The 24,141-nt window shown below is 65.4% G+C and carries 21 protein-coding genes; 16 read left to right on the forward strand and 5 right to left on the reverse strand.

Features of this window, described 5'->3' with window-relative positions; translation table 11 throughout:
- Positions 1-141: 141 nt before the first annotated feature.
- From ABXH26_RS04165 to ABXH26_RS04190, 6 genes are all read left to right on the forward strand, one after another.
- The gene (locus ABXH26_RS04165) at positions 142-1,851 is read left to right on the forward strand and encodes a BCCT family transporter (RefSeq protein WP_353565781.1); all 1,710 of its coding nucleotides are present in this window, start codon (positions 142-144) and stop codon (positions 1,849-1,851) included.
- Between the two features lie 7 nt (positions 1,852-1,858).
- Positions 1,859-3,244, forward strand: coding sequence for a hypothetical protein (locus ABXH26_RS04170; RefSeq protein ID WP_353565782.1), 1,386 nt, complete (start codon positions 1,859-1,861; stop codon positions 3,242-3,244).
- Positions 3,245-3,300: 56 nt separating this feature from the next.
- Entirely contained in the window at positions 3,301-4,272 is a 972-nt protein-coding gene (locus tag ABXH26_RS04175; protein WP_353565783.1) for a DUF3616 domain-containing protein, read from the forward strand.
- A gap of 31 nt (positions 4,273-4,303) precedes the next feature.
- Positions 4,304-4,783 carry a hypothetical protein gene (locus tag ABXH26_RS04180; RefSeq protein ID WP_353565784.1) on the forward strand — a complete coding sequence of 160 codons (480 nt, stop codon included), beginning with the start codon at positions 4,304-4,306 and terminating at the stop codon, positions 4,781-4,783.
- Between the two features lie 72 nt (positions 4,784-4,855).
- Positions 4,856-5,524 carry a response regulator transcription factor gene (locus ABXH26_RS04185; protein ID WP_353565785.1) on the forward strand — a complete coding sequence of 223 codons (669 nt, stop codon included), beginning with the start codon at positions 4,856-4,858 and terminating at the stop codon, positions 5,522-5,524.
- Complete coding sequence (locus ABXH26_RS04190; RefSeq protein WP_353565786.1) at positions 5,521-6,984, forward strand: sensor histidine kinase; 1,464 nt, start codon at positions 5,521-5,523, stop codon at positions 6,982-6,984. Before ABXH26_RS04185 ends, ABXH26_RS04190 begins: the two co-directional genes overlap by 4 nt.
- On the opposite strand, the gene ABXH26_RS04195 is transcribed toward ABXH26_RS04190, so the two are convergent.
- Both ABXH26_RS04195 and ABXH26_RS04200 read right to left on the reverse strand, forming a co-directional pair.
- Positions 6,911-8,254, reverse strand: a complete 1,344-nt coding sequence (locus tag ABXH26_RS04195; protein WP_353565787.1) for an NCS2 family permease — start codon at positions 8,252-8,254, stop codon at positions 6,911-6,913. The genes ABXH26_RS04190 and ABXH26_RS04195 overlap by 74 nt on opposite strands.
- Positions 8,255-8,355: 101 nt before the next feature.
- On the reverse strand, positions 8,356-9,228 hold the full coding sequence (locus tag ABXH26_RS04200) for a universal stress protein (protein ID WP_353565788.1): 873 nt from the start codon (positions 9,226-9,228) through the stop codon (positions 8,356-8,358).
- 180 nt (positions 9,229-9,408) lie between these two features.
- On the opposite strand from ABXH26_RS04200, the gene ABXH26_RS04205 reads away from it, so the two are divergent.
- Both ABXH26_RS04205 and ABXH26_RS04210 read left to right on the forward strand, forming a co-directional pair.
- Complete coding sequence (locus ABXH26_RS04205) at positions 9,409-11,031, forward strand: 3-keto-disaccharide hydrolase (protein ID WP_353565789.1); 1,623 nt, start codon at positions 9,409-9,411, stop codon at positions 11,029-11,031.
- 58 nt (positions 11,032-11,089) lie between these two features.
- The gene (locus ABXH26_RS04210) at positions 11,090-13,828 is read left to right on the forward strand and encodes a GDSL-type esterase/lipase family protein (RefSeq protein WP_353565790.1); all 2,739 of its coding nucleotides are present in this window, start codon (positions 11,090-11,092) and stop codon (positions 13,826-13,828) included.
- A 55-nt stretch (positions 13,829-13,883) separates the two neighbouring features.
- Here the strand turns inward: ABXH26_RS04210 and ABXH26_RS04215 are convergent, their stop codons facing one another.
- Entirely contained in the window at positions 13,884-14,981 is a 1,098-nt protein-coding gene (locus tag ABXH26_RS04215) for a PfkB family carbohydrate kinase (protein ID WP_353565791.1), read from the reverse strand.
- A gap of 30 nt (positions 14,982-15,011) precedes the next feature.
- Positions 15,012-15,992, reverse strand: a complete 981-nt coding sequence (locus ABXH26_RS04220) for a phosphoglycerate dehydrogenase (RefSeq protein ID WP_353565792.1) — start codon at positions 15,990-15,992, stop codon at positions 15,012-15,014.
- 267 nt (positions 15,993-16,259) lie between these two features.
- On the opposite strand from ABXH26_RS04220, the gene ABXH26_RS04225 reads away from it, so the two are divergent.
- The 4 genes from ABXH26_RS04225 (at position 16,260) to ABXH26_RS04240 (ending at position 19,444) form a co-directional block, all read left to right on the forward strand.
- Positions 16,260-17,126: a hypothetical protein gene (locus tag ABXH26_RS04225; protein ID WP_353565793.1), complete on the forward strand. Its 867-nt coding sequence runs from the start codon at positions 16,260-16,262 to the stop codon at positions 17,124-17,126.
- 52 nt (positions 17,127-17,178) lie between these two features.
- Positions 17,179-17,466: a hypothetical protein gene (locus tag ABXH26_RS04230; RefSeq protein ID WP_353565794.1), complete on the forward strand. Its 288-nt coding sequence runs from the start codon at positions 17,179-17,181 to the stop codon at positions 17,464-17,466.
- Between the two features lie 93 nt (positions 17,467-17,559).
- Complete coding sequence (locus ABXH26_RS04235; protein ID WP_353565795.1) at positions 17,560-18,501, forward strand: hypothetical protein; 942 nt, start codon at positions 17,560-17,562, stop codon at positions 18,499-18,501.
- Positions 18,502-18,523: 22 nt separating this feature from the next.
- Positions 18,524-19,444, forward strand: a complete 921-nt coding sequence (locus ABXH26_RS04240) for a hypothetical protein (RefSeq protein WP_353565796.1) — start codon at positions 18,524-18,526, stop codon at positions 19,442-19,444.
- Between the two features lie 36 nt (positions 19,445-19,480).
- Here ABXH26_RS04240 and ypfJ read toward each other — a convergent pair whose 3' ends face one another.
- On the reverse strand, positions 19,481-20,341 hold the full coding sequence (ypfJ, locus tag ABXH26_RS04245; RefSeq protein WP_353565797.1) for a KPN_02809 family neutral zinc metallopeptidase: 861 nt from the start codon (positions 20,339-20,341) through the stop codon (positions 19,481-19,483).
- Between the two features lie 149 nt (positions 20,342-20,490).
- Here ypfJ and ABXH26_RS04250 point away from each other — a divergent pair, with 149 nt between their 5' ends.
- The 4 genes from ABXH26_RS04250 to murI all read left to right on the forward strand — a co-directional run bounded on the left by ABXH26_RS04250 (position 20,491) and on the right by murI (position 24,132).
- Positions 20,491-20,928 (forward strand): NfeD family protein, encoded by a 438-nt coding sequence (locus ABXH26_RS04250; protein ID WP_353565798.1) that lies wholly within the window; start codon positions 20,491-20,493, stop codon positions 20,926-20,928.
- A gap of 112 nt (positions 20,929-21,040) precedes the next feature.
- On the forward strand, positions 21,041-21,949 hold the full coding sequence (locus ABXH26_RS04255) for an SPFH domain-containing protein (RefSeq protein ID WP_353565947.1): 909 nt from the start codon (positions 21,041-21,043) through the stop codon (positions 21,947-21,949).
- A gap of 217 nt (positions 21,950-22,166) precedes the next feature.
- A complete protein-coding gene (locus tag ABXH26_RS04260; RefSeq protein WP_353565799.1) occupies positions 22,167-23,099 on the forward strand; it encodes a UDP-glucuronic acid decarboxylase family protein in 933 nt (310 codons plus the stop codon).
- Positions 23,100-23,334: 235 nt separating this feature from the next.
- On the forward strand, positions 23,335-24,132 hold the full coding sequence (gene murI, locus ABXH26_RS04265) for a glutamate racemase (protein ID WP_353565800.1): 798 nt from the start codon (positions 23,335-23,337) through the stop codon (positions 24,130-24,132).
- Positions 24,133-24,141 lie beyond the last annotated feature (9 nt).

Genomic DNA, 24,141 nt, shown 5'->3' on the forward strand with positions numbered 1-24,141 from the left:
AAGCACCGCGTTGCATGAAGACCAATGTCTCAATTCTTTCAATCGGTCCTTCACCTTGGGGATGGATGGCCCTACCCTTGCCGCCCACTTTCACCGGCCTTGTTTCGATTTTCATGACTTCGGGGCCTGTCCCCGAGTCTTATGAGCGAGAAGCCGACCCACCTGCCTGAGGAAGCCCGAGACGACGCCCACAGCCCGGACTACATCAAGATCGGCCCGCTTGAATTCCATCCGATCGTTTTTCCCGTCTCCGCCCTGCTCATCATTCTCTTCACCATCGGTGGCGGGATCTGGGCGCTGCACGATGCCGCCGGCGCGGAGGCCGCCTTCAATGCGGCGAAGACCTGGATGAGCGATTCCTTCGGCTGGTTCTTCGTGCTGTCGGTCAACGCGCTGCTGCTGGTCGCCATCCTCCTCGCCAGCACCCGCCTGGGCGACGTTCGGCTCGGCGGCCGGTTGGCCAAGCCCGACTTCAGCTACCCGAGCTGGTTCGCCATGCTGTTCTCCGCCGGCATGGGCATCGGCCTCGTGTTCTGGTCGGTCGCCGAGCCGATCTACCACTACCAATCGCCGCCGAACATCAGCCTCGTCGCCGCGCCCGCCGGCGAGCGGATCGCGATGAGCCTGACCTTCTTTCACTGGGGGCTGCACGCCTGGGGCGTCTACACCGTGGTGGCCGCGGCGATCGCCTTCTTCGCCTACAACCGCAAGCTGCCGCTGACCATCCGCTCGACCTTCTACCCGCTGCTTGGCGAGCGCGTGCGCGGGCCGATCGGCCACGCCATCGACATCCTTGCCGTGGTTGCGACTTTGTTCGGAGTGGCCACGTCGCTCGGGTTCGGCGTGCAGCAAGTGAACTCGGGCCTGCATTTCCTGATGCCGGAAACGGTGGCCGCCGCCAGCGGCGATGGCGCCGCGACCTCGCTCGGCCTCAGCGGGACGACCGTGCAGATCATCCTGATCACCCTGATCACCCTCATCGCCACCGGCTCCGTGGTCAGCGGCCTGGACAAGGGCATCAAGTTCCTCTCGAACACCAACATGTTCATCGCCGGCGCGCTGCTGCTGATGGTGCTCATCCTCGGTCCCACGGCCCACCTGCTCGATGCCTTCGTGCAGAACCTCGGCAGCTACCTCGCGCGTTTCCTCAGCATGGCGTTCTGGACCGAGGCCTACCAGGCCGACTCGAACGGCAACCCCGAGCACTGGCAGAACGGCTGGACCATCTTCTACTGGGCGTGGTGGATCGCGTGGAGCCCCTTCGTCGGCATGTTCATCGCCCGCATTTCCTACGGTCGCACCATCCGCGAGTTCGCGCTCGGCGTGCTGCTGGTGCCCACGCTCGTCACTTTCTTCTGGCTCACGGTGTTCGGAAACACCGCCCTCTACGAGGAAGTAATCGGCGGCGGCGGGATCGTGGCCGCCGTCGGCGAGGACGTTTCTACGGCACTCTTCGTACTTCTGGAGCGCTTCCCGTGGGCCGGCGTGACCGGCACCATCGCGATCTTCGTGATCGTCACCTTTTTCGTCACCAGCTCGGACTCCGGCTCGTTGGTCATCGACACCATCACCGGCGGCGGCCACCCGAATCCGCCGGTGATCCAGAAGATCTTCTGGGCGCTGCTGGAAGGGGCCGTGGCCGCGGTGCTGCTGCTGTGCGGCGGGTTGTCGGCGCTCCAAACCGCCTCGATCATCACCGGCTTCCCCTTTGCCATCGTTTTGCTGCTCATGGCGTGGTCGCTCCTCAAGGGCCTGAAGCAGGCCCAGCTGGAGCAGCGGCACGAGGAGGAACTCGATGAGATCCGCGAGGTCGCCGCCGAGGAACGCTCCCGCCAAGCTCCGAACCCCTGATGATTTGATGCTGAAAGCCGCCTTCTTCACCACCGTCGCCTGGCTGCCGGCGATCGCCTTTTCCCAGGACCGCAGCGGGCCGGAATCGCTCGAGGAAAAAGTGGTCCGCCTCGAGGCCGAACTCGCCCAGGCCCGTGCCGAGCTCGCCGCCCGCGAGGCCATGCCCGAGCTTGAAGCGGAAGCAGAGGGTTCCGATTTCCCACCCGAGACCTCGAAGCAAGCTGACGTCCCCGCGCCCATCGAGCAGAAAGACGAGGAGCGCGCGGGCTTCTACCTCGGCGACCTCCGGATCGGCGGGGCCATCCGCGCCAACTTCGTGCTCGGCGACTACACCCACAATGGCACCACGGCCCCGCAGCGCGGCGGCCACGGTGGCAACTTCGAGCTCGATACCTTCCGCATCAATCTCGACTACGACCGTGGCGAGCCCGGATTTCTCGCGAAGGCCGAATACCGCTGGTACGATGGCTACAACTTCGCCCACACCGCGTGGCTCGGCTGGCGGTTCGAGGACGACTCGGTCCTCCAGGCCGGCCTCAACCGCGTCCCCTTCGGTGCCGGGCCCTACGGCACCTCGCACAACTGGTTCTTCGACCTCGGCTACTACGTTGGCCTCACCGACGACATGGACCTCGGCCTGAATTATCGCAAGGAAGCCGGCGACTGGACGCTCGACCTCGCCTACTACGCCGCCGCCGAACCGAACTTCCGCGGTGCCACCGCCGACAGCGCGCGCTACTCCTACGATATCGTCGACAACGGCAGCCCGAACTCGCACTACCGCGAGCGCCACCAGGTCAACCTCCGCGCCATCCGCCACTTCAGCTTCGGCGAGGACCGCAGCTTCGACGCCGGCGCCTCGTTCCAGGCCGGCCTGCTCGAGGCGGATCCCCGTTTCGCCAACGACTCCCACCAGCTCGCCGCCGCGGTGCACGGGACGTACCAGCGCGGTCCGTGGGAAGTCGTCGCCCAGCTCACCGGCTACGACTACGCCGCCGACTACCGCCCGGGCACCGGCCTCAGCAACGACCTGATCGGCATGGGCGCGTATGACTTCGAGTTCCCCGTCGCCAGCCGCGGGCTGCTGCCGGCGGTCGGCATCGCCTACACCTGGGAGCCGGAAAACAACGACTGGTTCGACTCGATCACCTTCTACGACGACTTCTCGATCCTGCTGAAGGACGGCTGCGACAACGCCGGCGTGAGCCTCAACGACTCGGCCATGAACGTCCTCGGCATGGCGATCGCCCGCGGCGGCTGGTATGTCTACGTTGATTGGGCCTACTCGAACGGCAACTATTTCATCGGCAACGAATCGTTCACCAACTTCGGTGCCAACCGCGGCCAGCGCTGGCAGAGCCGCTTCAACATCAACTTCGGCTACTACTTCTGAGCCGATTTTTCCCTCCCGCTCATCTGGCCCTCATCTTCGCGGGCTAGGGATCGGGGGTGAACCCGACCCTCCTTCTCCTCGCCGCGCTGCCGGCCATCGCCGGCGCCCATGAACTCGAGCTGCGCGACGAGCGCTGGCACCTCGCCGCATTCGAGAACCCGCTCGACCTGAGCGGGCTCGCCGCCTCCGGCCCCGGCACGGTGCTGGTCGGCAGCGACGAGATGTTTCACGTGCAGCCCGGCCTGATGCAGCCGGACAAGCACCGCATCGAGTCGCGCCGGCCGATCCCGCTGCCCGTCGATGGCCCCATCGACAAGGCGGAGGTCGATATCGAGGGCGTCGCCTTCTGCCCGCAGACCTCGGCTTACTACGTGGTCGGCTCACACGGCGTCGGGAAAAAGAAGGCCGACATCCAGCCGGACCGGCTTTCGTTCTACCGACTACCGGTCGATGCGGAAACCGGCCAGATCCGCGAGCAGGCGATCGACCGCACCAGCCTCCAGCCGTGGCTGGCCAGGACGCCGGCGGTCGCGCGTCATCTTCACGAGCCGCTGCAGCAGAACGGACTCAACATCGAGGGCCTCACCGCCCGCGACGGCCTGCTTTTCATCGGCCTTCGCGCCCCGAATCTCGATGGCGACGGCATCGTGCTCGAAGTCCCCGCGAATGCGCCTTTCGAGGCCTCGCCTGCCAGCCTGAAGGTCCACCGCCTGCAGCTCGGCAAAGGCCGCGGCATCCGCGAAATCGCGGCCGTGCGCGATGGCTTCGTGATCGTCACGGGAAACGCCAGCGCCCCCGCCACCAAGCGGATCCCCGTCAGCTTCGCCGAGCAACCGGACGACCATTTCGAGCTCCGCTTCTGGGATGGCGCCGGCACCGCGACGCAGTCGATCGGCACGCTGCCCGAAAACGGCGGCAAGGCCGAAGGCCTGCTCGTGCTGGAAGACACCCGCGAGCACATCGACCTGCTGGTCGTCTTCGACGGCCTGCTCGGCGGCGAACCGCTCACCGTGCGCGTCCATCGCTGAGAGATCCCTTTTTCCTGAAACCACGAACACCATGAACACCATGAACCTGACCAAGACCATGATCGCCCTGACCCTGACCACCGGCTTCGCCGCCGCCGATGACGACGGCCGCGAGCTGAGCCTCGCCGACTGCCCCGCCGCGGTCCGCACGACCATCGAAGCGCAGGCCCGCGACGGCCGAATCGAAGAAGTCGAGCACCACGCCATCGGAGATCAGGCGCTCTACATCGCCGAAGTCGACCTGCCCAAGGACCTCGACTTGAAAATCCACGTCCGCGAGAACGGCACGCTCGTCAAAACGGTCGAGGACGTCCCCCACGACAAGGCTCCGCGCTTCCTCGGCCAGCTCGCCACCGAGAGAAACGGGCGGCTGGAAGACATCGAAAAGGAGACCGCCGGGGAAAAGGTCATCTGGCATGTCGAGATCGACCGTGCCGGCCAGCCCGACCTCAACCTCATCGTCGATGCCTCCGGCAATCTGGTCCGCGAGACCGAAGACCACGACGACTGAGCGCCGACCCACTCGAATCTATCAGCCGGAAGTGGACGCGTGCCACTTCCGGTTCGATGCTGCCGCGCCGCCATGAAACTGCTGGTCATCGAGGACTCGCCCCGCCTCCGCGAGACGCTGGAGAACGCGCTCACCCGCATGGGGCACGCGGTGGATCTCGCCGGCGATGGCCACGAGGGCGATGCCATGGGCCGCGCCGCGAAATACGACGCCGTGGTGCTCGATCGCATGCTGCCCGGCATGGACGGCCTCACTTTGCTCCACGGCTGGCGGCGCGACGGCATCGGCACGCCCGTGCTGCTGCTCACCGCGCTCGATGGCGTGGAGGAAAAAGTCCGCGGCCTCGGCCACGGCGCCGACGACTACCTCACCAAGCCCTTCGCCCTGGCCGAGCTGGTCGCGCGGCTCGAGGCCCTCGTCCGCCGTCGCTACGCCCAGCCCGATCCCGTGCTGCGGGTCGGTCCGTTGGAAATCAACACCGCCACCAAGTCCGCCATCCTCGGGGGCGCCGCGCTGCCGCTCACCGCGCGCGAGTTTTCCCTGCTCGAACTCCTCGCCCGCCGGCCGGGGCAGGTCATGAACCGCGAGCAGATCGAGTCCCACCTCTACGCCGAGCTGAAAGGGCCGGTCAGCAACGCCGTCGATGCCGCCATTTACTCGCTGCGCCGGAAAATCTCGCCGCCCGGCAGCCCGGCGCTCATCCACACCCGCCGCGGGCTCGGCTACGTCCTCGAAGCATGATCTCGATCCGCCGCCGGCTCACCCTGCTGCTGTGCCTCGCCGTCGGCGCCTTGTTCATCGCCACCGGCCTCGGCGTTTTCCTCGCCATGCGCGGCCTGCTCCAGAAGCAGTTCGACGAAACGCTCACCGCCAAGGCCCGCGCGCTGATCACCGCTTCGGAGATCGATGACGGCGACTTCGAGATCGACCTCACCGTCCAGGACTTCGCCGGCTTCGGCCGCGGCGGCGAGGACTACTTCGAGATCCGCCGGGGAAACGGGGAGCTTTTTCTTCTGTCGCCCTCGCTTGAGCAGGACGGCTTCCGCATCACCGAGGATCCCCGCGCCGGCACTCCCGGCGACGAGGAGCCGGACATTTTCGCCGCCCGACTCGGCGATGGGCGCCCGGCGCGCTTTTACCTCCAGGCCTTCAAGCCGAAGGACGACAAGAAGAAGCGCTTCCGCGACCTCCATCTGGTCGTCGCCAGCCCGAGCCGTGGCATGCACCTCCAGCTCGCGCTGCTGGCTACGGTGCTCACCGTAGCAGGCGCAGCGGCGCTGGTGGCCATGGTGCCGGTGATCCGCCTCGGCCTGCGCCGCGGGCTCGACCCACTCGACCGGCTTTCCGCCGAGGTCAAAGCGATCCGGCCCGAGTCGCTCCACCGCCGCCTGGATGCCGACCGCCTGCCGCCCGAGCTCGCCCCCGTCGCCCTCAACCTCAACGACTGGCTTGCCCGGCTCGAGGCGTCCTTTGAGCGCGAGCGCCGCTTCAGCAGCCATGCCGCCCACGAGCTGCGCACGCCGCTGGCCGAGCTGAAAAGCATGGCCGAGCTCGGTGCCACCTGGCCGGAGGAGGCGACCTCGGACCGCTGCAGGGAGATCCTCGGGGTCGCGGGCGAACTCGAAAGCCTGCTCGACAAGCTCGCCCTGCTCGCCCGCGCCGACGCCGGCCGCCAGCCGGTCACCCTGGAGGAAGTGCCCTTGGCGCAATCGATCGACGACGCCACCCAGCGCCTCGCCCCCCAGGCCTCGGAGCGCCGCATTCGATTCGATCCGCGGATCGATGACGGACCTTTCCACACCGATCCCGTCCTGTGGTCCACTATCCTTCACAACCTCGTCGGGAACGCGGTGGCCCACGCTCCTCCGGAAAGCACCGTCGCCCTCGAAGCCTCACCCCGCCGCTTCTGGATGACCAATCCCGCGCCCGACCTCGACGAGCAGGACGTCGAACACGTCTTCGAGCGATTCTGGCGAAAAGACGAGTCACGCACGGGCCACGGCCACTCGGGGCTCGGGATGTCGATCGTGAAGGCCTGCGTCGAGTTGCTCGGCGGCCATGTGTCAGCGGACCTGACGCCCGCGGGACATCTCCAGATCAAAATCGCCTGGCCCGACCCATCTCCCGTCAAGAGCCCGCGGCTCGCATCAGCAGCGGCTCGAGGAAATGAAGCACGAACACGACCGCGAGACCGATGGTGAAGGGAGTGAGGTTTTCCTTTCCGCGACCACTCGCCAGCGCGATCACCACCGCGGCGATCAGGCCGATGCCCATGCCGGTGCTGATGCTGAAGGTCATCGGCATCGCCGCGATCGTGAGCACCGCCGGCGCGGCGATCTCGAAGCGGCTGAGGTCGATCTCCGCCACGCTCTCGAACATCAGGATTCCCACCACCACCAGCGCGGGTGCCACCGCCACGCCGGGAATGGCGAGGATCACCGGCGTCAGGAACAGCGACAGGAGGAAAAGGCCTGCTACGACGACTCCCGTAAGTCCCGTCCGTCCGCCGGCCTGCACACCGGTCGCGCTCTCGATGTAGCTGACCACCGTCGAGGTGCCGAGCAGCGAGGAAAGGATCGCCGCCAATGAGTCGGCCGTCAGCGCCCGCTGGATCCCGGGCAGCTCGCCCTGATCATTCATCAGGCCGGCGCGCTTGGTCACGCCGATCAGGGTGCCAATGTTGTCGAACATGTCGACCAGCAGGAGGGTCAGGATGACCGGCAGCGACTTCAGCGGCTCGCGCAGCAGGTAGCCGAAGTCGAGCTGGAGAAACAGCGGCTCCAGCGAGGCCGGCAGCGACACCGGCGAGCCGGGCAGCGCCGTGACCCGCCCGCCGTTTCCGTCCGGCACGAAAAACCCGGCCGCGGAGATCACCGCCACCGCCACCAGGATCGCGGCCGGCGTTTTCCTCGCGACCAGCACGCAGGTGAGCAGGATGCCCGCGAAACACAGCGCCACCGACGGCCGGGTCAGGTCGCCGAGCGCGACGAAGGTGGCCGGATGATCGACCACCAGACCGCCGTTCTTCAGGCCGATGAAGGCGATGAACAGTCCGATGCCCGCCGCGATCGCCGCCTTCAGCGAGGCAGGGATGGCGTGGATGATCCTGCGTCGGATCCCGCCCAGCGACAGCGCGAGGAAGATCAACCCGTTGATGAACACGAAGCCGAGCGCGCTCTGCCACGGGATGCCCATGCCGATGCACACGGCGTAGGCGAAGAAGGCGTTGATACCCATGCCGGGCGCAAGCGCCAGCGGCAGGTTGGCGAGGAAGGCCATCAGCAGCGTGGCCAGCGCCGCCCCGAGCGCGGTGGCCGTGACCAGTGCCTCACGCGGCATGCCGGCATCGGCGAGGATGGTCGGATTGACGACCAGGATGTAGGCCATGGCCGCGAAGGTGGTGCAGCCCGCGATCACCTCCCGGCCCGGCGTGGTGCCGTGCTCGCGGAGGTGGAAGAAACGCTCGATCATGCCGGAGAACTAGCAGCAAACGAACCGCCATGCCCATCCGGATATCCGGGATGCGAGAGGTGTCGGCACCGGTCCCCCCGCCCGCTGCGGGAACTCCGGGGTCAGACCCGCACGGCCAGCACCGAGACGGACGCGGCGTGCAGCAGGCGCTCGGCATTCGTATCCAGAAAGATCGCCCCGATCTGCGAGTGTCGGCGCGTGCCGAGCACCACAAGATCGGCATGACGGTCGCCGATGTGGCAGGTCAGCTCGACCGAGGGCGTGGTCGATTCGAGGATGCGGGTTTCATGGACGAAGGTGTCGAGCGCCTCGCGGAAACCATCGGTGGTGCGCCGCATCTGCCGACGGGTGGACTCGCGGCTTTCCTCGGCACCCCGCTTGGCATCGTGGTCGAGCATTTCGGTGCGGCATCCGCGGTCGGCGGGATACATGACATGCACGATGTCCAGCTCCGCTCCCTCGCTGGAGGCCTCGATCGCCCGGCCGATGACGGAGCCGGAAATGACGGACAGGTCCACGCAGGCCACCACCTTGCGGAAATCAGCCGAGGTCGCCTGGCGGAGCAAAAGCACGTCGCAATCGACCGTCCGCACGCATCGCGAGGCGATCGGTCCGAGCCGTTTCCGTTTGTTGTCGTTGGCCCCGATGACCAACAAACCGGCATGCTCGCGATCGACCAACTGGCGGAATTGTTCGGTGGGCCGGCCGACGAGGACCACCGACCGCACGACCGATCCGGCGGCGTGGGTTTCCGCCAGGCGGGTCAGGATTTCCTCCGATCGCTTCACCACATCGGTGAGCATGGCTGCGGACGATCCGCTGCCGTGGTGCTGGGAAAGCCGCGCGGGATCGACCACATGAACGGCGATCAGGGGTGACCCGGAGGCCCGGGCGATATGGGCGGCGTGGCGGAGGATGCCGGCGGAGGAGGAGGACAGATCGACTCCGGCGATCACGGGCTTGGACGAGATCATGGCGAATCAGAGCTGGAATGCAGCGTCGGCTCGGGGCATCGCGCTCCGGCAGGCGAGGCGGGCATAGCGGACCTTTGGCCCCGACGCCACAGGATCTCAGAATCCACGCAGCGAATGGTGAAATCCGCTTGCCCGCGTTCTCCCTTGTCTCCTCCGCTGGCTGAGGGTCTTTTCGTCGGGATGATTTTTCGAATCCTCCCGCTCCTGCTGCTCGCGCCCCTGTCCGCCGAAGAAAGCGGTTGGAAATCCCCGTTTGCCGAGGGCTGGCGGGTCACGCTCGAAGACCAGGCACCCGGCGAAGATCCCGAGGGGCTCGTTCACTTCGAGAACGGCGTGATCCACATGTATCGCGACGTGCCGAACGGCGAGAAGGTGCCTTTCGGCGTGATCACCACCGACGAAAAGTTCAGTGACTACCAGCTACGCTTCGAGTACCGCTGGATCGGCAAGCAGTTCGAGCCGCGCGCGAAGGACCTGCGGGATGCGGGAGTGATCTACCACGTGCAGGACGCCTCGAAGGTGTGGCCGTCCGGCACCGAGTGCCAGGTGCAGGAAGGCGACACGGGAGACCTCATTTTCATCCGCACCGGCGGGCTCACCTGGATGCGCCCGGCCGGCCAGTCCGCCCCCGATGGCCAGGGCGAGCCGGGTTTGCTCCCGGAAAACGGCGGCATCCCCCGGTTCTTCGAGCCGAGCTGGCCGTACATCGGCCGCTTCGAGGAGGCGGACTCGCCGTCCGGCTGGAACCGCGTCGAGATCCGGGTGGAGGGCGATGAAGCCGTCCACATCGTCAACGACCGCATCATCGCGCGCATCGCTGGCATGGTCGGCGAGGATGGCCAGCCGCTCACCGCGGGACGCATCAGCTTCCAGCTCGAGGCGGCGGAAATCCAATACCGCCATATCCGCATCCGCGAGCTGCCGGCCGCCCGACTGAGGGCGGAACCGCGACTCCTCAGCCTGAGCGCGGTGAAGGGCCAGGCGACCCGTCCCCGGTCCGTCACCATCACCAAGCCAGCCGACGTCCGCATCGATCGAGTCCACCTCTCGGGAGCCGACGCCGGCGCATTCGAACTCCTCGACGGACCCGGGAAATGGGGGGCCGGCAAGACCGAGGCGACGTGGACGATCGGCTTCCATCCCGACCATGGCCGCGGCCGCTACAGCGCCCTCCTCGAATTGGGCGAACCTGGAGACGGTGCCCACGTCCTGCTGCAGGGCATCGCCCTCGATGCCTTCGAGGGCGGCAACGAACCCCCGCTCCAGGACATCGTGCATGCGCTCGGCATCCCGCTCGATGTCGGCGGTTCGCAGCTCGATCTCGACAAGGACGCGGCCGCCATCGGCGAAGGCAGCACCGCCTCCTACTTCGTGGCTGCCGGCGACGGAAAGGTCCGCATCACCCCGCTGGCCCGCTTTTCGCCGCCCGGTTCCACGCCGGTGGGGATCTTTTTCCGCGGAAAAGACGAACTCCGGGAAGTCGCACGCCTGGCCGGGTCCGGCGGGGTTGCCGATGCCCACCAGTGTCTGTTCCCGCCCCTCGAAGGTGGGGCGAGCTCGATCGAGATCGATGCCCCCGACGAGCCGTTCGGGTTCTACATGCAGGGCCACCAGTACACTTCCTTTTCCGATCCCGCGCGGCCGTCGAAGGCCGGCATCCCTCACACGGTCAGGATTTTCCCGGCGCGCTACGTCCAGGGCCGGCGGCTGGAGCACGCATGGGTCGTGGGCTTCGAGGAGGCATCCAACGGCGACTATCAGGATGCCGTGCTGCTCGTGGAAGGCATCGAGCCAGCCCCGTGACCCTCCCGCTCCATTTCGCGCTTCATCCCCCGCCGGGCGATCTGTCAGCCTGCCCCCCATGAACCCATGTCGCCTGACCGCTCTGGCATTGTCGCTGTTTTCCCTGGTTCTCCGCGCGGAGACCCTCGATCCCCACGATTTCTCCGAAGCCATCCGGGTGGCCTGCGTGGGCGATAGCATCACCGCAGGATCCGGCACCCGCGACGGCCGTACCTATCCCGTGCAGCTTCAGGAAATGCTGGGCCCGAACTGGGACGTGCGGAATTTCGGCGTCAGTGGCAGAACCCTGATGCGCTCCGGCGACTATCCTTACTGGAAGGAATCCGCCTACCAGCAGGCCATGGATTTCAGGCCGGATGCGGTGGTCATCCTGCTCGGTGCCAACGACACCAAACCGCACAACTGGCGGCACAAGGAAGCATTCGCAAAGGACTACCACGAGCTGGTGAAATCCTTCGCCGAGCTCTCCTCGAAGCCGCGCATTTACGTCTGCCGGCCGGTTCCCGTGGTGGGCGACGGAAATTTCGGCATCAACGAGCCCGCCATCCAGGAGGAAATCGCGATCATCGACCGCATCGCCGGGGAGATGAAGCTGGAGCTGATCGATCTCCACGCGCCTCTGGAGGGAAAACCCGAGCTGATCCCCGACCGCGTCCACCCCGACAACGCCGGCTCGGGCGTGATGGCGCAAACGGTGGCCGTGGCCCTGAGCGGCTCGGTGGAGCCGGCGGAAACCCTGGTCCAGCTGAACAGCCTGTTCCGCGATCACGCCGTGCTGCCCCGCGGCGTGGAGCTGCCGGTGTGGGGGATTTCCGCGCCGGGCAGCAAGCTCACCGTTTCCTTCGCGGGCCAGGAAAAATCGGGCACGGCCGGTGAGGACGGGCGCTGGACGGTGACGCTCGATCCGCTGGAGGCCGACAGCGAGCCTTCACAACTCACCGTTTCCGGCAACCGCACCGTGACCGTGGACGACCTGCTGGTCGGGGACGTCTGGCTGGCCAGCGGCCAGTCGAACATGGAACGCCGCCTCGGCCTCCAGGATGGGCAGAAGCCGATCATCGGCTGGGAGGAAGCCGTGCGCACCGCCGAGCTGCCGCTGCTGCGCGAGTATCACATGCCACGGGTCATCTCGGACGCGCCGGTCCGTGATGAACGCGGCGGGTGGGTCGTCTGCACGCCGGAAACGGCCGAGGATTTCAGCGCGGTCGGCTTTTTCTTCGGCCGCGATTTGCAGCGGAACCTCAATATCCCGATCGGCATCATCCACTCCTCCTGGGGCGGCACGCGAGCCGAGGCGTGGACCAGCATCGGTGCCTTGAAGACGATGCCGGACTTCGCCGAGCAGATCCGCCAGATGGAGGCGGGCATCGATCACCAGCAGCTCGTTGATCAATGGATCGCCCGCCACGATCCGGGTTCGTCCAAGCCGGGCTGGAGCGCCGTCGAGATCGCCGAGCCGAACGCGTGGAAGGTGGAAGAGCTGCCGCTGCAGTTCGAGAAGAGCGATCTCGGCATCGATGACGGCATCGTCTGGTTCCGCCGGGAAATCGAACTCTCGGCCGATGACGCCGCCCGGCAGGCCCGCCTCAAGCTCGGCCGCATCGACGACCAGGACGTGGTGTGGATCAATGGTCGCGAGATCGGCTCGACGGGCATTTGGACGGCACCGCGCGACTACGCCGTGCCCCCGGGCGTGCTCAAGGAGGGGCGCAACGTCATCGCCGTGCGCATCACCGATACCGGTGGCCTCGGCGGCTGGATGGACGGCGCGGATGCCTTGAAGCTGGAGACCGGCGAGCACGCGCATTCCCTGTCCGGCCCGTGGCAGACCCGGGTGGGTGTGGATTTCCGGAAAACCCCGATGAGCCTGCTGGCCGCCCGGGAAGTCGACCAGCCGGCGCGCTTGTTCAACGGCATGATCGCTCCGCTGCCGCCCTTCCCGATCAAGGGGGTGGTCTGGTATCAGGGCGAGTCGAACAACGACAACCCGGCCCAGTACCGCCGGCTCCTTCCCACCTTGATCGGCGACTGGCGGGACCAGTTCCAGCAGCCCGACCTGCCGTTCTACGTCGTCCAGATCGCTCCCCATCGAGACATGACCCCGCAGCTGCGCGATGCCCAATTGCAGGCCGTCCGAGCCACGCCGCACGCCGCGCTGGTCGTCACCACCGATGTCGGGGATGCCGGCGACATCCACCCCGCCGACAAGCAACCGGTCGGCCACCGGCTCGCCTTGGCGGCGCGCGCTTTGACCTACGGCGAGAAGATCGAGTATTCGGGCCCGCAGTTCCGGCACATGAGTGCCGATGGACCCAAGGCCGTCCTGCATTTCGACCACGCCGGAGGGCTCCGCTCCGAAGGTGCCTTGAAGGGCTTCGAGATCGCCGGCAGGGATGGGCCGTTCTTTCCCGCCTCCGCGGAAATCCGGGGCGAAACCGTGGTCGTCGGCAACCCGGAGGTCAGCGAACCCGCCGCCGTCCGCTACGGCTGGAGCCACGTCCCCGAGGCCAATCTGACCAACGGCGCCGGGCTCCCGGCCAGCCCGTTCGACACCCGCACCATGGTGCCGGTCGTCATGGTGGACGCCGATGGAAAAGTCCACCTGTCCGGCGAAGATCTACCCTTCGAGGAGCTCACCCAGGCCTTGGTCGAACGGCTTCAATCCATCGAGCCCATCCCCGACGAACTTCCGGTGGTCTTCGACGAGCACAATCTCATGGGCGTCCGTGGCGCCGTGCGCGATGCGGTTGCCGAAGCCCTCGCCACCGCACGAAAGAGCCCGGATCCGGGCGAATGAGAAAACCGCCGCGGAAACGAACCTCCGCGGCGGACCTCGAAATTGCCCCGCGATCTCAGCGATCGACCCGCGCGGACCCGCCGCCGACAAGCTTCTTCACCTCATCGACCGTGGCCATGGTGGTGTCGCCCGGCGTGGTCATGGCCAGCGCACCGTGGGCGGCACCGTACTCGACCGCCATCTGGGCGTCGTCGAACTCCATGAAACCATAGACCAAGCCACTGGCGAACGAGTCACCGCCGCCGACGCGGTCGAAGATCTCGAGCTTCGGACGATGGGTCGCCTCATGGAACTCCCCGTCGTGCCAGCAAATCGCGCCCCAGTCGTTCACCGTGGCGGTGTGGACGTCGCGCAGCGTGGTGGCGACCACCTGGAAGTTCGGGAAGTCCGCCACCGCGCGCTGGATCATGTCCTTGAAACTATCGACCTGGAGACCGGTGACGTGCTCGCTGACGCCCGCGACCTCGAAGCCGAGCGACGCGGTGAAGTCCTCCTCGTTGCCGATCATGACATCGACGTATCGGGCGATCTCCCGGTTCACCTCCTGCGCCTTGGCCAGCCCGCCGATGCTTCTCCACAGGCTCGGTCGGTAGTTGAGGTCGTAGGAAACGATGGTGCCATGCTTTTTCGCCGACTTGCAGGCCTCGATCGTCAGCTCGGCCGTCGTTTCCGAGAGTGCGGCAAAGATGCCGCCGGTGTGGAACCAGCGGCTGCCCTGCTTGCCGAACACTTCGTCCCAGTCGATGTCGCCTGGCTTCATTTGCATGGCGGCGGTCAGGCCGCGATCCGGCGTGCCCTTGGCACCGCGGACGCCGAAACCGCGCTCGGTGAAATTGAGGCCGTTGCGGACGTTGCGGCCGAGCCCGTCGAACGGCGTCCACCGGATGAAGCGCGTATCGACCCCTCCCTGCAGGATGAAGTCCTCCAGCAGCCGGCCGACATCGTTTTCCGCGAAGGCGGTGACCACGGCCGCCCGCTTGCCGAAGCAGCGGCGCAGGCCTCGGGCGACGTTGTATTCGCCGCCGCCTTCCCAGACATCGAAGCGCCGCGTCGTGCGCACCCGGCCGTCGCCGGGATCGAGGCGGAGCATGATTTCCCCGAGGGAAATGATATCAAAGGCGACGGAATCGGCAGGGCGTAGGGTCAGGGACATGGAATGTTGAAGAATCGTTGGAAGATGGGCCTACTCCTCGGCGCTCGGGACCACGCCGTTGGCGCAAAAGACCGGCCCTTCACCCTGGAGGAAGTTGACGAGGTTGGTCACCGCTTTCATGGCCTGCCGCGGTACGCTTTCGAAGGTGCGCGAGCCGATGTGGGCGGTAACCAGCGCCTTGGGATGGGAAAGCAGCGGGTGGTCCGCTGGCGGTGGCTCCTCCTCCATCACGTCGGTCGCGTAGCCGGCCAGCTGGCCGGACCCCAGCGCCTCGACCACCGCGGCCGTGTCGGCCAGCTCGCCGCGACCGGTGTTCACGATGATCGCACCCGCCGGCATCAGCGCGATGCGCGCGCGGTTGATCATGTGGTGGGTGGAGTCGTTGAGCTTGGTATGCGGGCTGACGATGTCGCAGGTGGCGAAAAGCGAATCCAGCGAGTCATGCCGTGTGACCCCGTGCGTCACGCAGAAATCCTCCGGCCAGAAGTTGCCATAACCATGCACCTCCATGTCAAACCCGCGGGCGCGCTTGACCATTTCCTGGCCGATCCGGCCCATGCCGATGATGCCGATTTTTTTCCGCCACAACTCGTGCCCGGTCATGCGGAGCCAGTTGCCTTGGCGGGTGGCCACCACCGTGTCCACCAGGTTGCGGTATAGGGCAAGCATCAGGCAGAACGTGTGCTCGGCCACCGTGGTGTGGTTCACCCCCGGCGTGAACATGACCGGGATGCCCCGTTCCTGGGTCGCGGCGATGTCGATCTTGTCGAGCCCGATGCCGTATTTCGCGATCACCTTGAGTCGTGGCAGGCTTTTCTCGATGACCGCCCGGGTGATTCCGTCGTCTCCGCAGAGGAATCCATCGAACTCCCCTGCCAACTCCAACATCCGGCTTTCACTGAGAGGACCCCGCTCGCGGACGATCTCATAGCCCTGGCTTTCCAGGAACTCGTGGTGGGGTCCGGGTGTGTCCTGGAAACTGCAGGTGGTGAGGAGGATTCGGTCGGGCATGTCGCTGGCCGAGTTGTCCATCGCTGTAAGTTGTCATACAAGTTCGAAATGCGGCATGGACATCCTGCTGCGGCCCTGTAGAGGAAAACTACGCAGAATCTTACGGATTCGTTCTTGCTAGGGGTTGGCCGGCCGACCTTTAATCCAAGGCAGATGAAGGCGTCCACGTGGATACCCCTGTCCGTGCTCGCGGGAGGCTTGGCAACGGTGACTGTTGGAATCCAATCCCTCCGCGATCATGATCATACCGGGCAGGCGGATTGGTGGATGGGTGAGACCCGGAAGATCGAGGTGGAAAACGAGGTTCGCCTGCTTCGATACCGCGTCGCCGAGATGGAGAAGGACCAACAGATCTGGTCGGTCGCGAAGCAGCAATGCCGGGAGCTCGCCACCCGGCACCATGAACTTGCCGATGTGGAGGATGATCTTCGTGACGAGATCGAAACCATGAAGATCGACATGGCGATCTGGCTTGAAGAACGCCTCGCCGACCTCCGCAGCTCCCGCGAGGGCGAGACGTTTCCCGAAATCACCTCCGCGTCAGGAAAATCCTATCATCACGTCACCGTGACGCGGGTGAGCGAAGCCGGGGTCGAGTTCCGGCACGCCGGCGGGCTCGCACGACTCACCTCCGAAGACCTGACTTCCGACCAGCTCTCGCACTTCGGCATCGATCCGGAACGCTCGGTCGCCTGCGTGGCGCGGGAAAAGGCGATGGCCGTGGCCTACTCCAACGAGGTCGACCTGGCCCTCACCACCGCCGAACGGGCCGAGGAGAAGCGCGCCGAAGAAGCGGCGCAGCGCCAGCTCGCGGTGCTCGAAAAAAGAATCCGCGAGAGCAGCCGCCGGGTCGCCGCTTCCACCGTCAGTTCGAGGTCCCCGCTGCGGGACCGGTCGCGCCGCCCGAGCCGCGGGCCCGATGTTTACTGGACCGGTGTCCGCCGTGTCTACTACCCGCGACCCACGTGCTATGGCCGGACTTCCAGCAACTATCGGCAGGAGGGTGGTCTCATTTACAGTCTGGACACGGGGCGTGTTTATCCTAACACTATGAACGGAAGGTCGCTGGCCGGACATTATATCAGCTACCGTCCCCAGCACGTCCCCGTCTGCCGCCCTTACCCCTACCGTTGATTCCATGTCACCATCGCGCTCCTTCCGTCCCATAGCCTGCCTGGTTCTGTTAGTGCTTCCGTTCGCCGCCTGCAACAAGGAGGATCCCGCACTCATTCAGCAGCGGGAGCAGCAGCGGGCCCAGATCGCCAAGCTCGAGGGCGAGCTGAACCTCCTGACGGAAAAGCTCAGGAATCCTCCCGAGGACAAGCGCGAGGAACTCCTGCGCGTGAAAGCAAAGTCCGAGCTCCTGAAGAAAGAGGTCGGCGAGCTCGAGGCAAGCATCGCCGGCCTGGAAACGCAGAAGAAGGATCTTGAAGACGAGATGAGCGATTATCAGCGGAAGTATCCCCTTCGCTGAACCCCTTGCCGGTTTCCATTTCACCTCAACATCATTATGGGTAGCACCGATCTATTCTCTAGCAGCTATGGCCCCGGAGTCGTGGGCACCTTCATGGCCCTCATCGTCCTTCTGGGATTCGGCGGTCTCTACATGCTTGTGGGCGACCAGTACCTGAAGGAAGGCCCCAGCATCGAGGCCGTGATCGAGGAAAACGGCAAGGAGATCAACCACCTCAGGAAAAACATCGCCTCGGCGACCGGCAAACTCGGGGAGTTCGATGAAATCAAGAAGGCCTCGTTCGAATTTCAGAGAAGCGAGGTGACTGCGAGGGAACTCGAAAGTCGCCGCGACAACCTGGCGGCCGAGCAGGACGCCGCGCGCGAAAAGCTCGCCGCCGTGGTCGCCGAGTTCGACGGATACAAGGAGGAGTATCGCGACAGTGCCCGCAAATCCCTGGAGGGCACGGTGATCGCTGATCTCGAACTGCCGGATGGACAGGTGCTGCATGACGTGAAGGTGAGCAAGGTCGATCCCATCCGTATGAGCTATCAGCACACCAACGGCTTCGGTAAGATCAATCTCGCCGACCTCCCGCAAGACATCAGGGATTACCTCCAGTACTCCGCCGAGGAGGAGGACGACCGGCGCCTGGCGGAAATCCAGAAAGGCAACCAAACCGAACTCCAGGTCAAGGTGGCGCAGCAGGAGGATCTGGTGATCCGGCTTCAGAACGAGCTCACCCAGCTCCGGGCCGCCGTGCAGTCGAAGCGCGACATGCTCAAGCGCTCCAAGACCGCCATTCCCCAGCAGCAGCAGCGGGTCGAGGCCATGCGGATCGAGATCGACAAGGAACGCCGCAAGTCGGTGTCGCACGTGCCGGAGATGCGTGGAAAGCTGCGCAGGCTGGAGTCCGACCTCCGCGACATGAACAAGGCCGTCCCCCAGATCGGCCGGGATATTTCGACGCTCACCCAGGAGATTTCCCAAAAGGAAGAGCAACTGCTCGAGGCCCGGCAGAAACTCGCGGAAATCCACTCCGGCAAGGTGGAGTAACAGGTTTCACCCTCTGTTCATCATGGGAGACAGCCAGGTTGGCATATTCATAACACTGGTAGGTGTCATCGCACTGGTTCTGGGAGGCATCGCCATCAGCCTGCTGGCTGAAACCCAACCCGCCCGCGCGGATTCCACGCAGTCGCTGGTCCAGACCATCGGCAATGACCGGGTGGAGATCGAGCGGCTGCAATCCGAGATCCATCGCCTGCGGCAGCGGAAGGTCATTTCGGCCGATGAACAAAAACAGGTCGCTTCGGAACTCAAGGACACCCGGATGCACATCGCCACGCTGGAACTCCGGCGCGAGTCGCTTATCGAGCAGCGCAAGCAGCTCAAGGCCCGCATTCCGGAACTCACCGAGGAGTTCGAGGATTACCGTCACCAGAAGCGCGACGAGGTGCGCCAGCGGATGGTGGGCACCTACCTCGGCGATCTTTCCCTCATCGGCCGGTCCGGTTATCGCGATTGCCGGATCACTGGTTTCAAGCCCGGTGTCATGCGGATCTCCCACAGTGGAGGAAATGCGGCCATCCCGCTCAGCGCCCTCCCGGAGGGCCTGAGGGAACGGTTGCTCTGGGAGCAGGCCGAGGCCGCCGACGAGCCGGCCCGAAAGCACGCCTCGAAACGCGTGGCTCCATCCCGTCAGACCCCGAGAAGCGATGCCAGGCCTGCCGCAAGTCCGACGGAAATCGCCGTTGCCCGCGCCCGCTATATCGCCGCCCAAGCCAGCCTCAACGAACTTCAGACGGCCCTCAACGACGCCCGCAACCACATGAACGGCCGCCGCCGGTCCGCGCCGGGATCGCTGGAGACCTATGCCGAGCGGGCCGAGCGGCTCGGTCGCCTGCTTGCCCGGCAAACCACCACGTGTGCGGACTGCCGCCGCGAACTCCACCGCCTGAATCCGCGCGATCCCCTGCTCCTCGAGAACCGCAACTGAGGCACGTCCGGCCGCACCAGGCGATGCTGCCGGGCATCACAGATCCTTCGCGCGGAAGGTATTGTCAGGGTCGAACGGCTCGCCGCGAAAGCCTTTCATGAACCACCGCATCCGCTGCTCGGAAGTGCCGTGGGTGAACGAGTCCGGCACCACCTTCCCCTGCGCCTGCTTCTGGAGCGTGTCGTCGCCAATCGCGTTGGCCGCCCTCATGGCCTCGTCGATATCGCCCTCTTCCAGGGACCCGAAGCGCTCCTGGTCATGGCGCGCCCACATGCCTGCCAGGAAGTCGGCTTGAAGCTCCAGCCTCACGGAAAGCCGGTTCGCGGCGGTCGGATCGGAGCGCTGCTGGGCTGAATGGACCTGGTCGGAGATCCCCAGCAGGTTCTGAACATGATGGCCCACCTCGTGGGCGATCACGTAGGCTTGGGCGAAGTCGCCGGGCGCATGAAAGCGGCGCGACATTTCATCAAAAAACGAGAGGTCGAGATAAACGTCGCGATCCGCCGGACAGTAGAACGGCCCCGTCTGGGCGCTGGCAAAGCCGCAGCCGCTATCAGTCGCATCGGTGAACAACACCATGGTGGGCGGCTCATAGACCATTCCCATCTCGCGGAACTCCTTCGCCCATACGTCCTCGGTCGAGGCCAGGATGATCGCAGCGAAATCTCCCATCTTCCTCTGCTCCTCGCTCAGCGGACCCGTCTCGCCCACCTCGGAGGATCCTTGGCTGAGGGCGCCGGTCTGCTCCAGCAGGGCCAGCGGGTTCTTCTTGAAGATCACGGCCGCGATCAGGATCAGGACGATCATTCCGCCGCTGAGCTTGATTCCACCCCCTGTGGAACGACGGCCCCGCCGGTCATCCACATTGCTGCTTTTGCGCCGTCCTTCCAGTTTCATGGCATTGGTCGCCGCATGCTTCCAGAGAGCCCCGGCGGCGGCAAGCTCCCTGTTGCGCCGTCTTTTCCGCCTCCAATCGTGCCCCCCAAATTGTAATCGCCGGCCGACGAGATTGGGTTAGAAAGGAGGCCGGAAACCCCTCTCCCACCATGACACCCGAACTCCTCTGGCTGATCGCCGGCGTCGTCCTGATCCTCGCGGAATTCGCCGCTCCCGGCTTCGTGATCTTCTTCTTCGGCATCGGGGCCATCCTCACCGCGCTCACCACTTGGCTGGGCTGGACTTCGGAACTGGGATCCCAGGCCATCGTATTCGGCATTTCCTCGTTCGCCCTCCTCTTCGGCCTGCGGCGTTTCGCGAAGGCGATCTTCGTCGGCAGCGCCGACCCGACCACCGGCGACCTGGACGACGACTTCACCGGCCGCGAGGCGCGGGTGCTCCGTGACATCCCCGGAGGGACCACCGACGGACGGGTCGAGATCAAGGGCGCCGAGTGGAAAGCCCGCTCCGCCACCCCCATCGCCGCAGGAAACACCGTGATCATCGAGTGGCGCGAAGGCCTCACCCTGCATGTCCGCCCGGTCTGAGTTTTCCATTTCCACCAACCAACCCCATCCCACCATGCACCCCATTCTTGCCGACATCACCTTTCCCGCGATCATCGGGATTGCGCTGGTCCTCATCGCCGTCATCGCGCTCATGAAAACGGCGCGCGTGGTACCCCAGCGCCAGGCGCACGTGGTCGAGCGCCTCGGGAAATACCACAAGACCCTCGAGGCCGGTTTCCACATCCTCGTGCCATTCATCGACCGCGTGGCTTACAAGCACTCACTCAAAGAAGTGGCCGTCGACGTCCCCTCGCAGATGTGCATCACCAAGGATAACATCGCCATCGAGATCGACGGCGTCCTCTACATGCAGGTCCTCGACGCGAAGGCCGCGTCCTACGGCATCGACAACTACTTCTTCGCCGCCTCGCAGCTGGCCCAGACCACCCTCCGCTCGGAGATCGGCAAGATCGAGCTCGACCGCACCTTCGAGGAGCGCGACACCATCAACGCCTCCGTCATCGAGGCTCTCGACAAGGCGTCCGAGCCCTGGGGTCTCAAGATCACGCGCTACGAGATCGCCAACATCAAGCCGCCCCAATCGGTCCAGGATGCGCTGGAGAAACAAATGCGCGCCGAACGTGAGCGGCGCGCCCAGATTGCCCTTTCCGAAGGCCAGCGCGAGGCGCAGATCAACGTCGCCGAGGGCCAGAAGCAGGAGGTCATCAAGCAATCCGAAGCCAAGAAGCTAAGCCAGGTCAACGAAGCCGAGGGCAAGGCCCGCGAAATCGAGCTGCTCGCCAACGCCACCGCCGACGGCATCCGCCAGATCGCCCAGGCGATCCAGGCACCCGGCGGCCAGGCCGCCGTCAACCTCCGCGTCGCCGAGCAATACGTGAAGGAATTCGGCAACCTCGCCAAACAAGGCAACACCCTGATCGTCCCGCAGAATCTCTCGGACATCGGTGGCACCGTCGCCTCGCTGGCCAAGATCCTGCAGGAATCCAGCGCGTCGAAGGAAATGCCGGCCAAACCTTTCGGCCCGCCGCCCATCGGCTGACCGGACCGTCTCCCTGCAGGACGCTTCCCTCCCCGACCGGAGCGGCGGACACCTCCGTCCTCCGGTCTTTTCCATGGGAAACGAGTCCCCGCAGGCTCGGCGAAACCACGGCCAGGAATCGGTCCCCTCCGGAAAACCCGGTCGGAAAGCTGGCCCGGAACTTGCCTACCGCGGTCCGGCCGACCACAAAGGTGCCACCGATCCAACACTCCTCCGCATGCGAATTCTCATCACCGGCGGCGCCGGCTTCCTCGGCTCCCACCTCTGCGAACGTCTCCTCAACGAAGGCCACGAGATCATCTGCCTCGACAACTTCTTCACCGGCCGCAAGGCCAACATCGCGCCCCTGCTGGGCAACCCGTCTTTCGAGCTCGTCCGCCACGACGTCATCGACCCCTTCAAGTTCGAGGTCGATCGCATTTACAACCTGGCCTGCCCCGCCTCGCCGCCGCACTACCAATACAACCCCATCAAGACCACCAAGACCTCGGTGATGGGCGCCATCAACTGCCTCGGCCTCGCCAAGCGCGTGAAGGCCCGCGTTTTCCAGGCATCCACCTCCGAGGTCTATGGCGACCCCGAGGTCCACCCGCAGCCCGAGAGCTACCGCGGCTGTGTCAACCCCATCGGCATCCGATCCTGTTATGACGAGGGCAAGCGCTGCGCCGAGACCCTGTTTTTCGATTACCACCGCGAGCACCACCTCGAGATCCGCGTCGTCCGCATCTTCAACACCTACGGCCCGCGCATGCTCCCCGATGACGGCCGCGTCGTTTCCAACTTCATCGTCCAGGCCCTCAAGGGCGAAGACCTCACCGTCTACGGCGACGGCACCCAGACCCGTTCCTTCTGCTATGTCGATGACCTCATCGAGGGCTTCGTCCGCCTCATGGAGCACCCCACCCTCACCGGCCCCGTCAACATCGGCAACCCCGGCGAGTTCACCATGCTCGAACTCGCCGAAAAGGTGCTGCAAAAGGTCGGCGGCAAGTCGAAGCTCACCTTCCACCCCCTCCCCGGCGACGATCCGCTTCAACGCCAGCCCGACATCACCCTGGCGAAATCCGAGCTCGGCTGGCAGCCCACCGTCGACCTCGACGAAGGCCTCGACCGCACCATCCCCTACTTCGCCCAGCTCCTTGGAAAGTAGTTTCTTTCCGGGAAGACCGCTTCCAGGGATTTGGGAGTTAGGATGAGTGGGATGGTGAGGGATGAATAGGATTTCGAGTAGGGTCCCTTGATCCGTTCCTTCGCCTGAATGGGTTTATGGGTTTCAAAAACCACCATCCCCTGCATCCTTATCCCGTCCATCCTGCGACCTTCCCCCGGCAGCCTGACCCCACCGCTGTGGTTGCCAAGCGGAGTGAATTGTCGATTCTAGCGCCGTGCAGACCTCACCCCTCGGCTTCTTCGATTCCGGCATCGGAGGCCTGACCGTCGTCCGCGCCGCGCAGGCGCTGCTTCCGCACGAGGACATCGTTTATCTCGGCGACACCGCCCGCGTCCCCTACGGATCAAAGAGCCCGGAAACGATCCGCCAGTTCGCCGCCGAGGACGTCCAATGGCTGCTCGGTCACCAGGTGAAGGCAATCGTCGTCGCCTGCAACACCGCCACGGCCCACGCCCTCCCCTCCCTGCGGGAAACCTTCCGCGTGCCCATCCTCGGGGTGATCGAATCCGGCGTGCAGGCCACCTTGGCCGACCGCGAGGCCGACCGCGTCGGCATCATCGCCACCCGCGGCACCATCCGCTCCCACGCCTATCAGCACGCCCTGGCGCAGCAGCGCACCGGCCTGATCATTCACGCCCAGCCCGCGCCCCTGCTGGTGCCTTTGATCGAGGAGGACTGGCTCGACCATCCCGCCACCACCGCCGCGCTCCACACCTACCTCGACCCCATGGTCGAGACCGGCATCGACGCCCTCTTGCTCGCCTGCACCCATTACCCGTTGCTCATCCCCACCCTGCGCAAGTTCCTGCCCGACGACATCCGTCTCGTCGACTCCGCCACCACCTGCGCCGAGCACTTGAAGAGCGAACTCACCCGCCTCGACCTCCTCAACCCGTCCACCGAGCCTGGCAAGCTCCACATCCACCTCACCGACCTCAGCGAGCAGTTTGAAAAGCTCGCCAAACGCTTCCTCGCCCGCCCCACCGGCAAGATCCGCCGGGCGGTCTTGTAGCGGCACCGG

It is taken from the genome of Haloferula sargassicola (genome assembly GCF_040362925.1).
Taxonomy (GTDB): domain Bacteria; phylum Verrucomicrobiota; class Verrucomicrobiia; order Verrucomicrobiales; family Akkermansiaceae; genus Haloferula; species Haloferula sargassicola.

Excerpts from the sequence above, each read along its gene's own strand:
- ABXH26_RS04255 (WP_353565947.1), top strand. The coding sequence starts at position 21,041 with ATGAAAACGGCGCGCGTGGTACCCCAGCGCCAGGCGCACGTGGTCGAG.
- ABXH26_RS04215 (WP_353565791.1), bottom strand. The coding sequence starts at position 14,981 with ATGTCCCTGACCCTACGCCCTGCCGATTCCGTCGCCTTTGATATCATT.
- ypfJ (WP_353565797.1), bottom strand. The coding sequence starts at position 20,341 with ATGAAACTGGAAGGACGGCGCAAAAGCAGCAATGTGGATGACCGGCGG.
- ABXH26_RS04185 (WP_353565785.1), top strand. The coding sequence starts at position 4,856 with ATGAAACTGCTGGTCATCGAGGACTCGCCCCGCCTCCGCGAGACGCTG.
- ABXH26_RS04240 (WP_353565796.1), top strand. The coding sequence starts at position 18,524 with ATGGGAGACAGCCAGGTTGGCATATTCATAACACTGGTAGGTGTCATC.
- ABXH26_RS04250 (WP_353565798.1), top strand. The coding sequence starts at position 20,491 with ATGACACCCGAACTCCTCTGGCTGATCGCCGGCGTCGTCCTGATCCTC.
- ABXH26_RS04180 (WP_353565784.1), top strand. The coding sequence starts at position 4,304 with ATGAACACCATGAACCTGACCAAGACCATGATCGCCCTGACCCTGACC.
- ABXH26_RS04200 (WP_353565788.1), bottom strand. The coding sequence starts at position 9,228 with ATGATCTCGTCCAAGCCCGTGATCGCCGGAGTCGATCTGTCCTCCTCC.
- ABXH26_RS04195 (WP_353565787.1), bottom strand. The coding sequence starts at position 8,254 with ATGATCGAGCGTTTCTTCCACCTCCGCGAGCACGGCACCACGCCGGGC.
- ABXH26_RS04235 (WP_353565795.1), top strand. The coding sequence starts at position 17,560 with ATGGCCCTCATCGTCCTTCTGGGATTCGGCGGTCTCTACATGCTTGTG.
- ABXH26_RS04190 (WP_353565786.1), top strand. The coding sequence starts at position 5,521 with ATGATCTCGATCCGCCGCCGGCTCACCCTGCTGCTGTGCCTCGCCGTC.
- ABXH26_RS04220 (WP_353565792.1), bottom strand. The coding sequence starts at position 15,992 with ATGCCCGACCGAATCCTCCTCACCACCTGCAGTTTCCAGGACACACCC.
- ABXH26_RS04260 (WP_353565799.1), top strand. The coding sequence starts at position 22,167 with ATGCGAATTCTCATCACCGGCGGCGCCGGCTTCCTCGGCTCCCACCTC.
- ABXH26_RS04205 (WP_353565789.1), top strand. The coding sequence starts at position 9,409 with ATGATTTTTCGAATCCTCCCGCTCCTGCTGCTCGCGCCCCTGTCCGCC.
- ABXH26_RS04165 (WP_353565781.1), top strand. The coding sequence starts at position 142 with ATGAGCGAGAAGCCGACCCACCTGCCTGAGGAAGCCCGAGACGACGCC.
- ABXH26_RS04170 (WP_353565782.1), top strand. The coding sequence starts at position 1,859 with ATGCTGAAAGCCGCCTTCTTCACCACCGTCGCCTGGCTGCCGGCGATC.
- ABXH26_RS04225 (WP_353565793.1), top strand. The coding sequence starts at position 16,260 with ATGGGTGAGACCCGGAAGATCGAGGTGGAAAACGAGGTTCGCCTGCTT.
- ABXH26_RS04210 (WP_353565790.1), top strand. The coding sequence starts at position 11,090 with ATGAACCCATGTCGCCTGACCGCTCTGGCATTGTCGCTGTTTTCCCTG.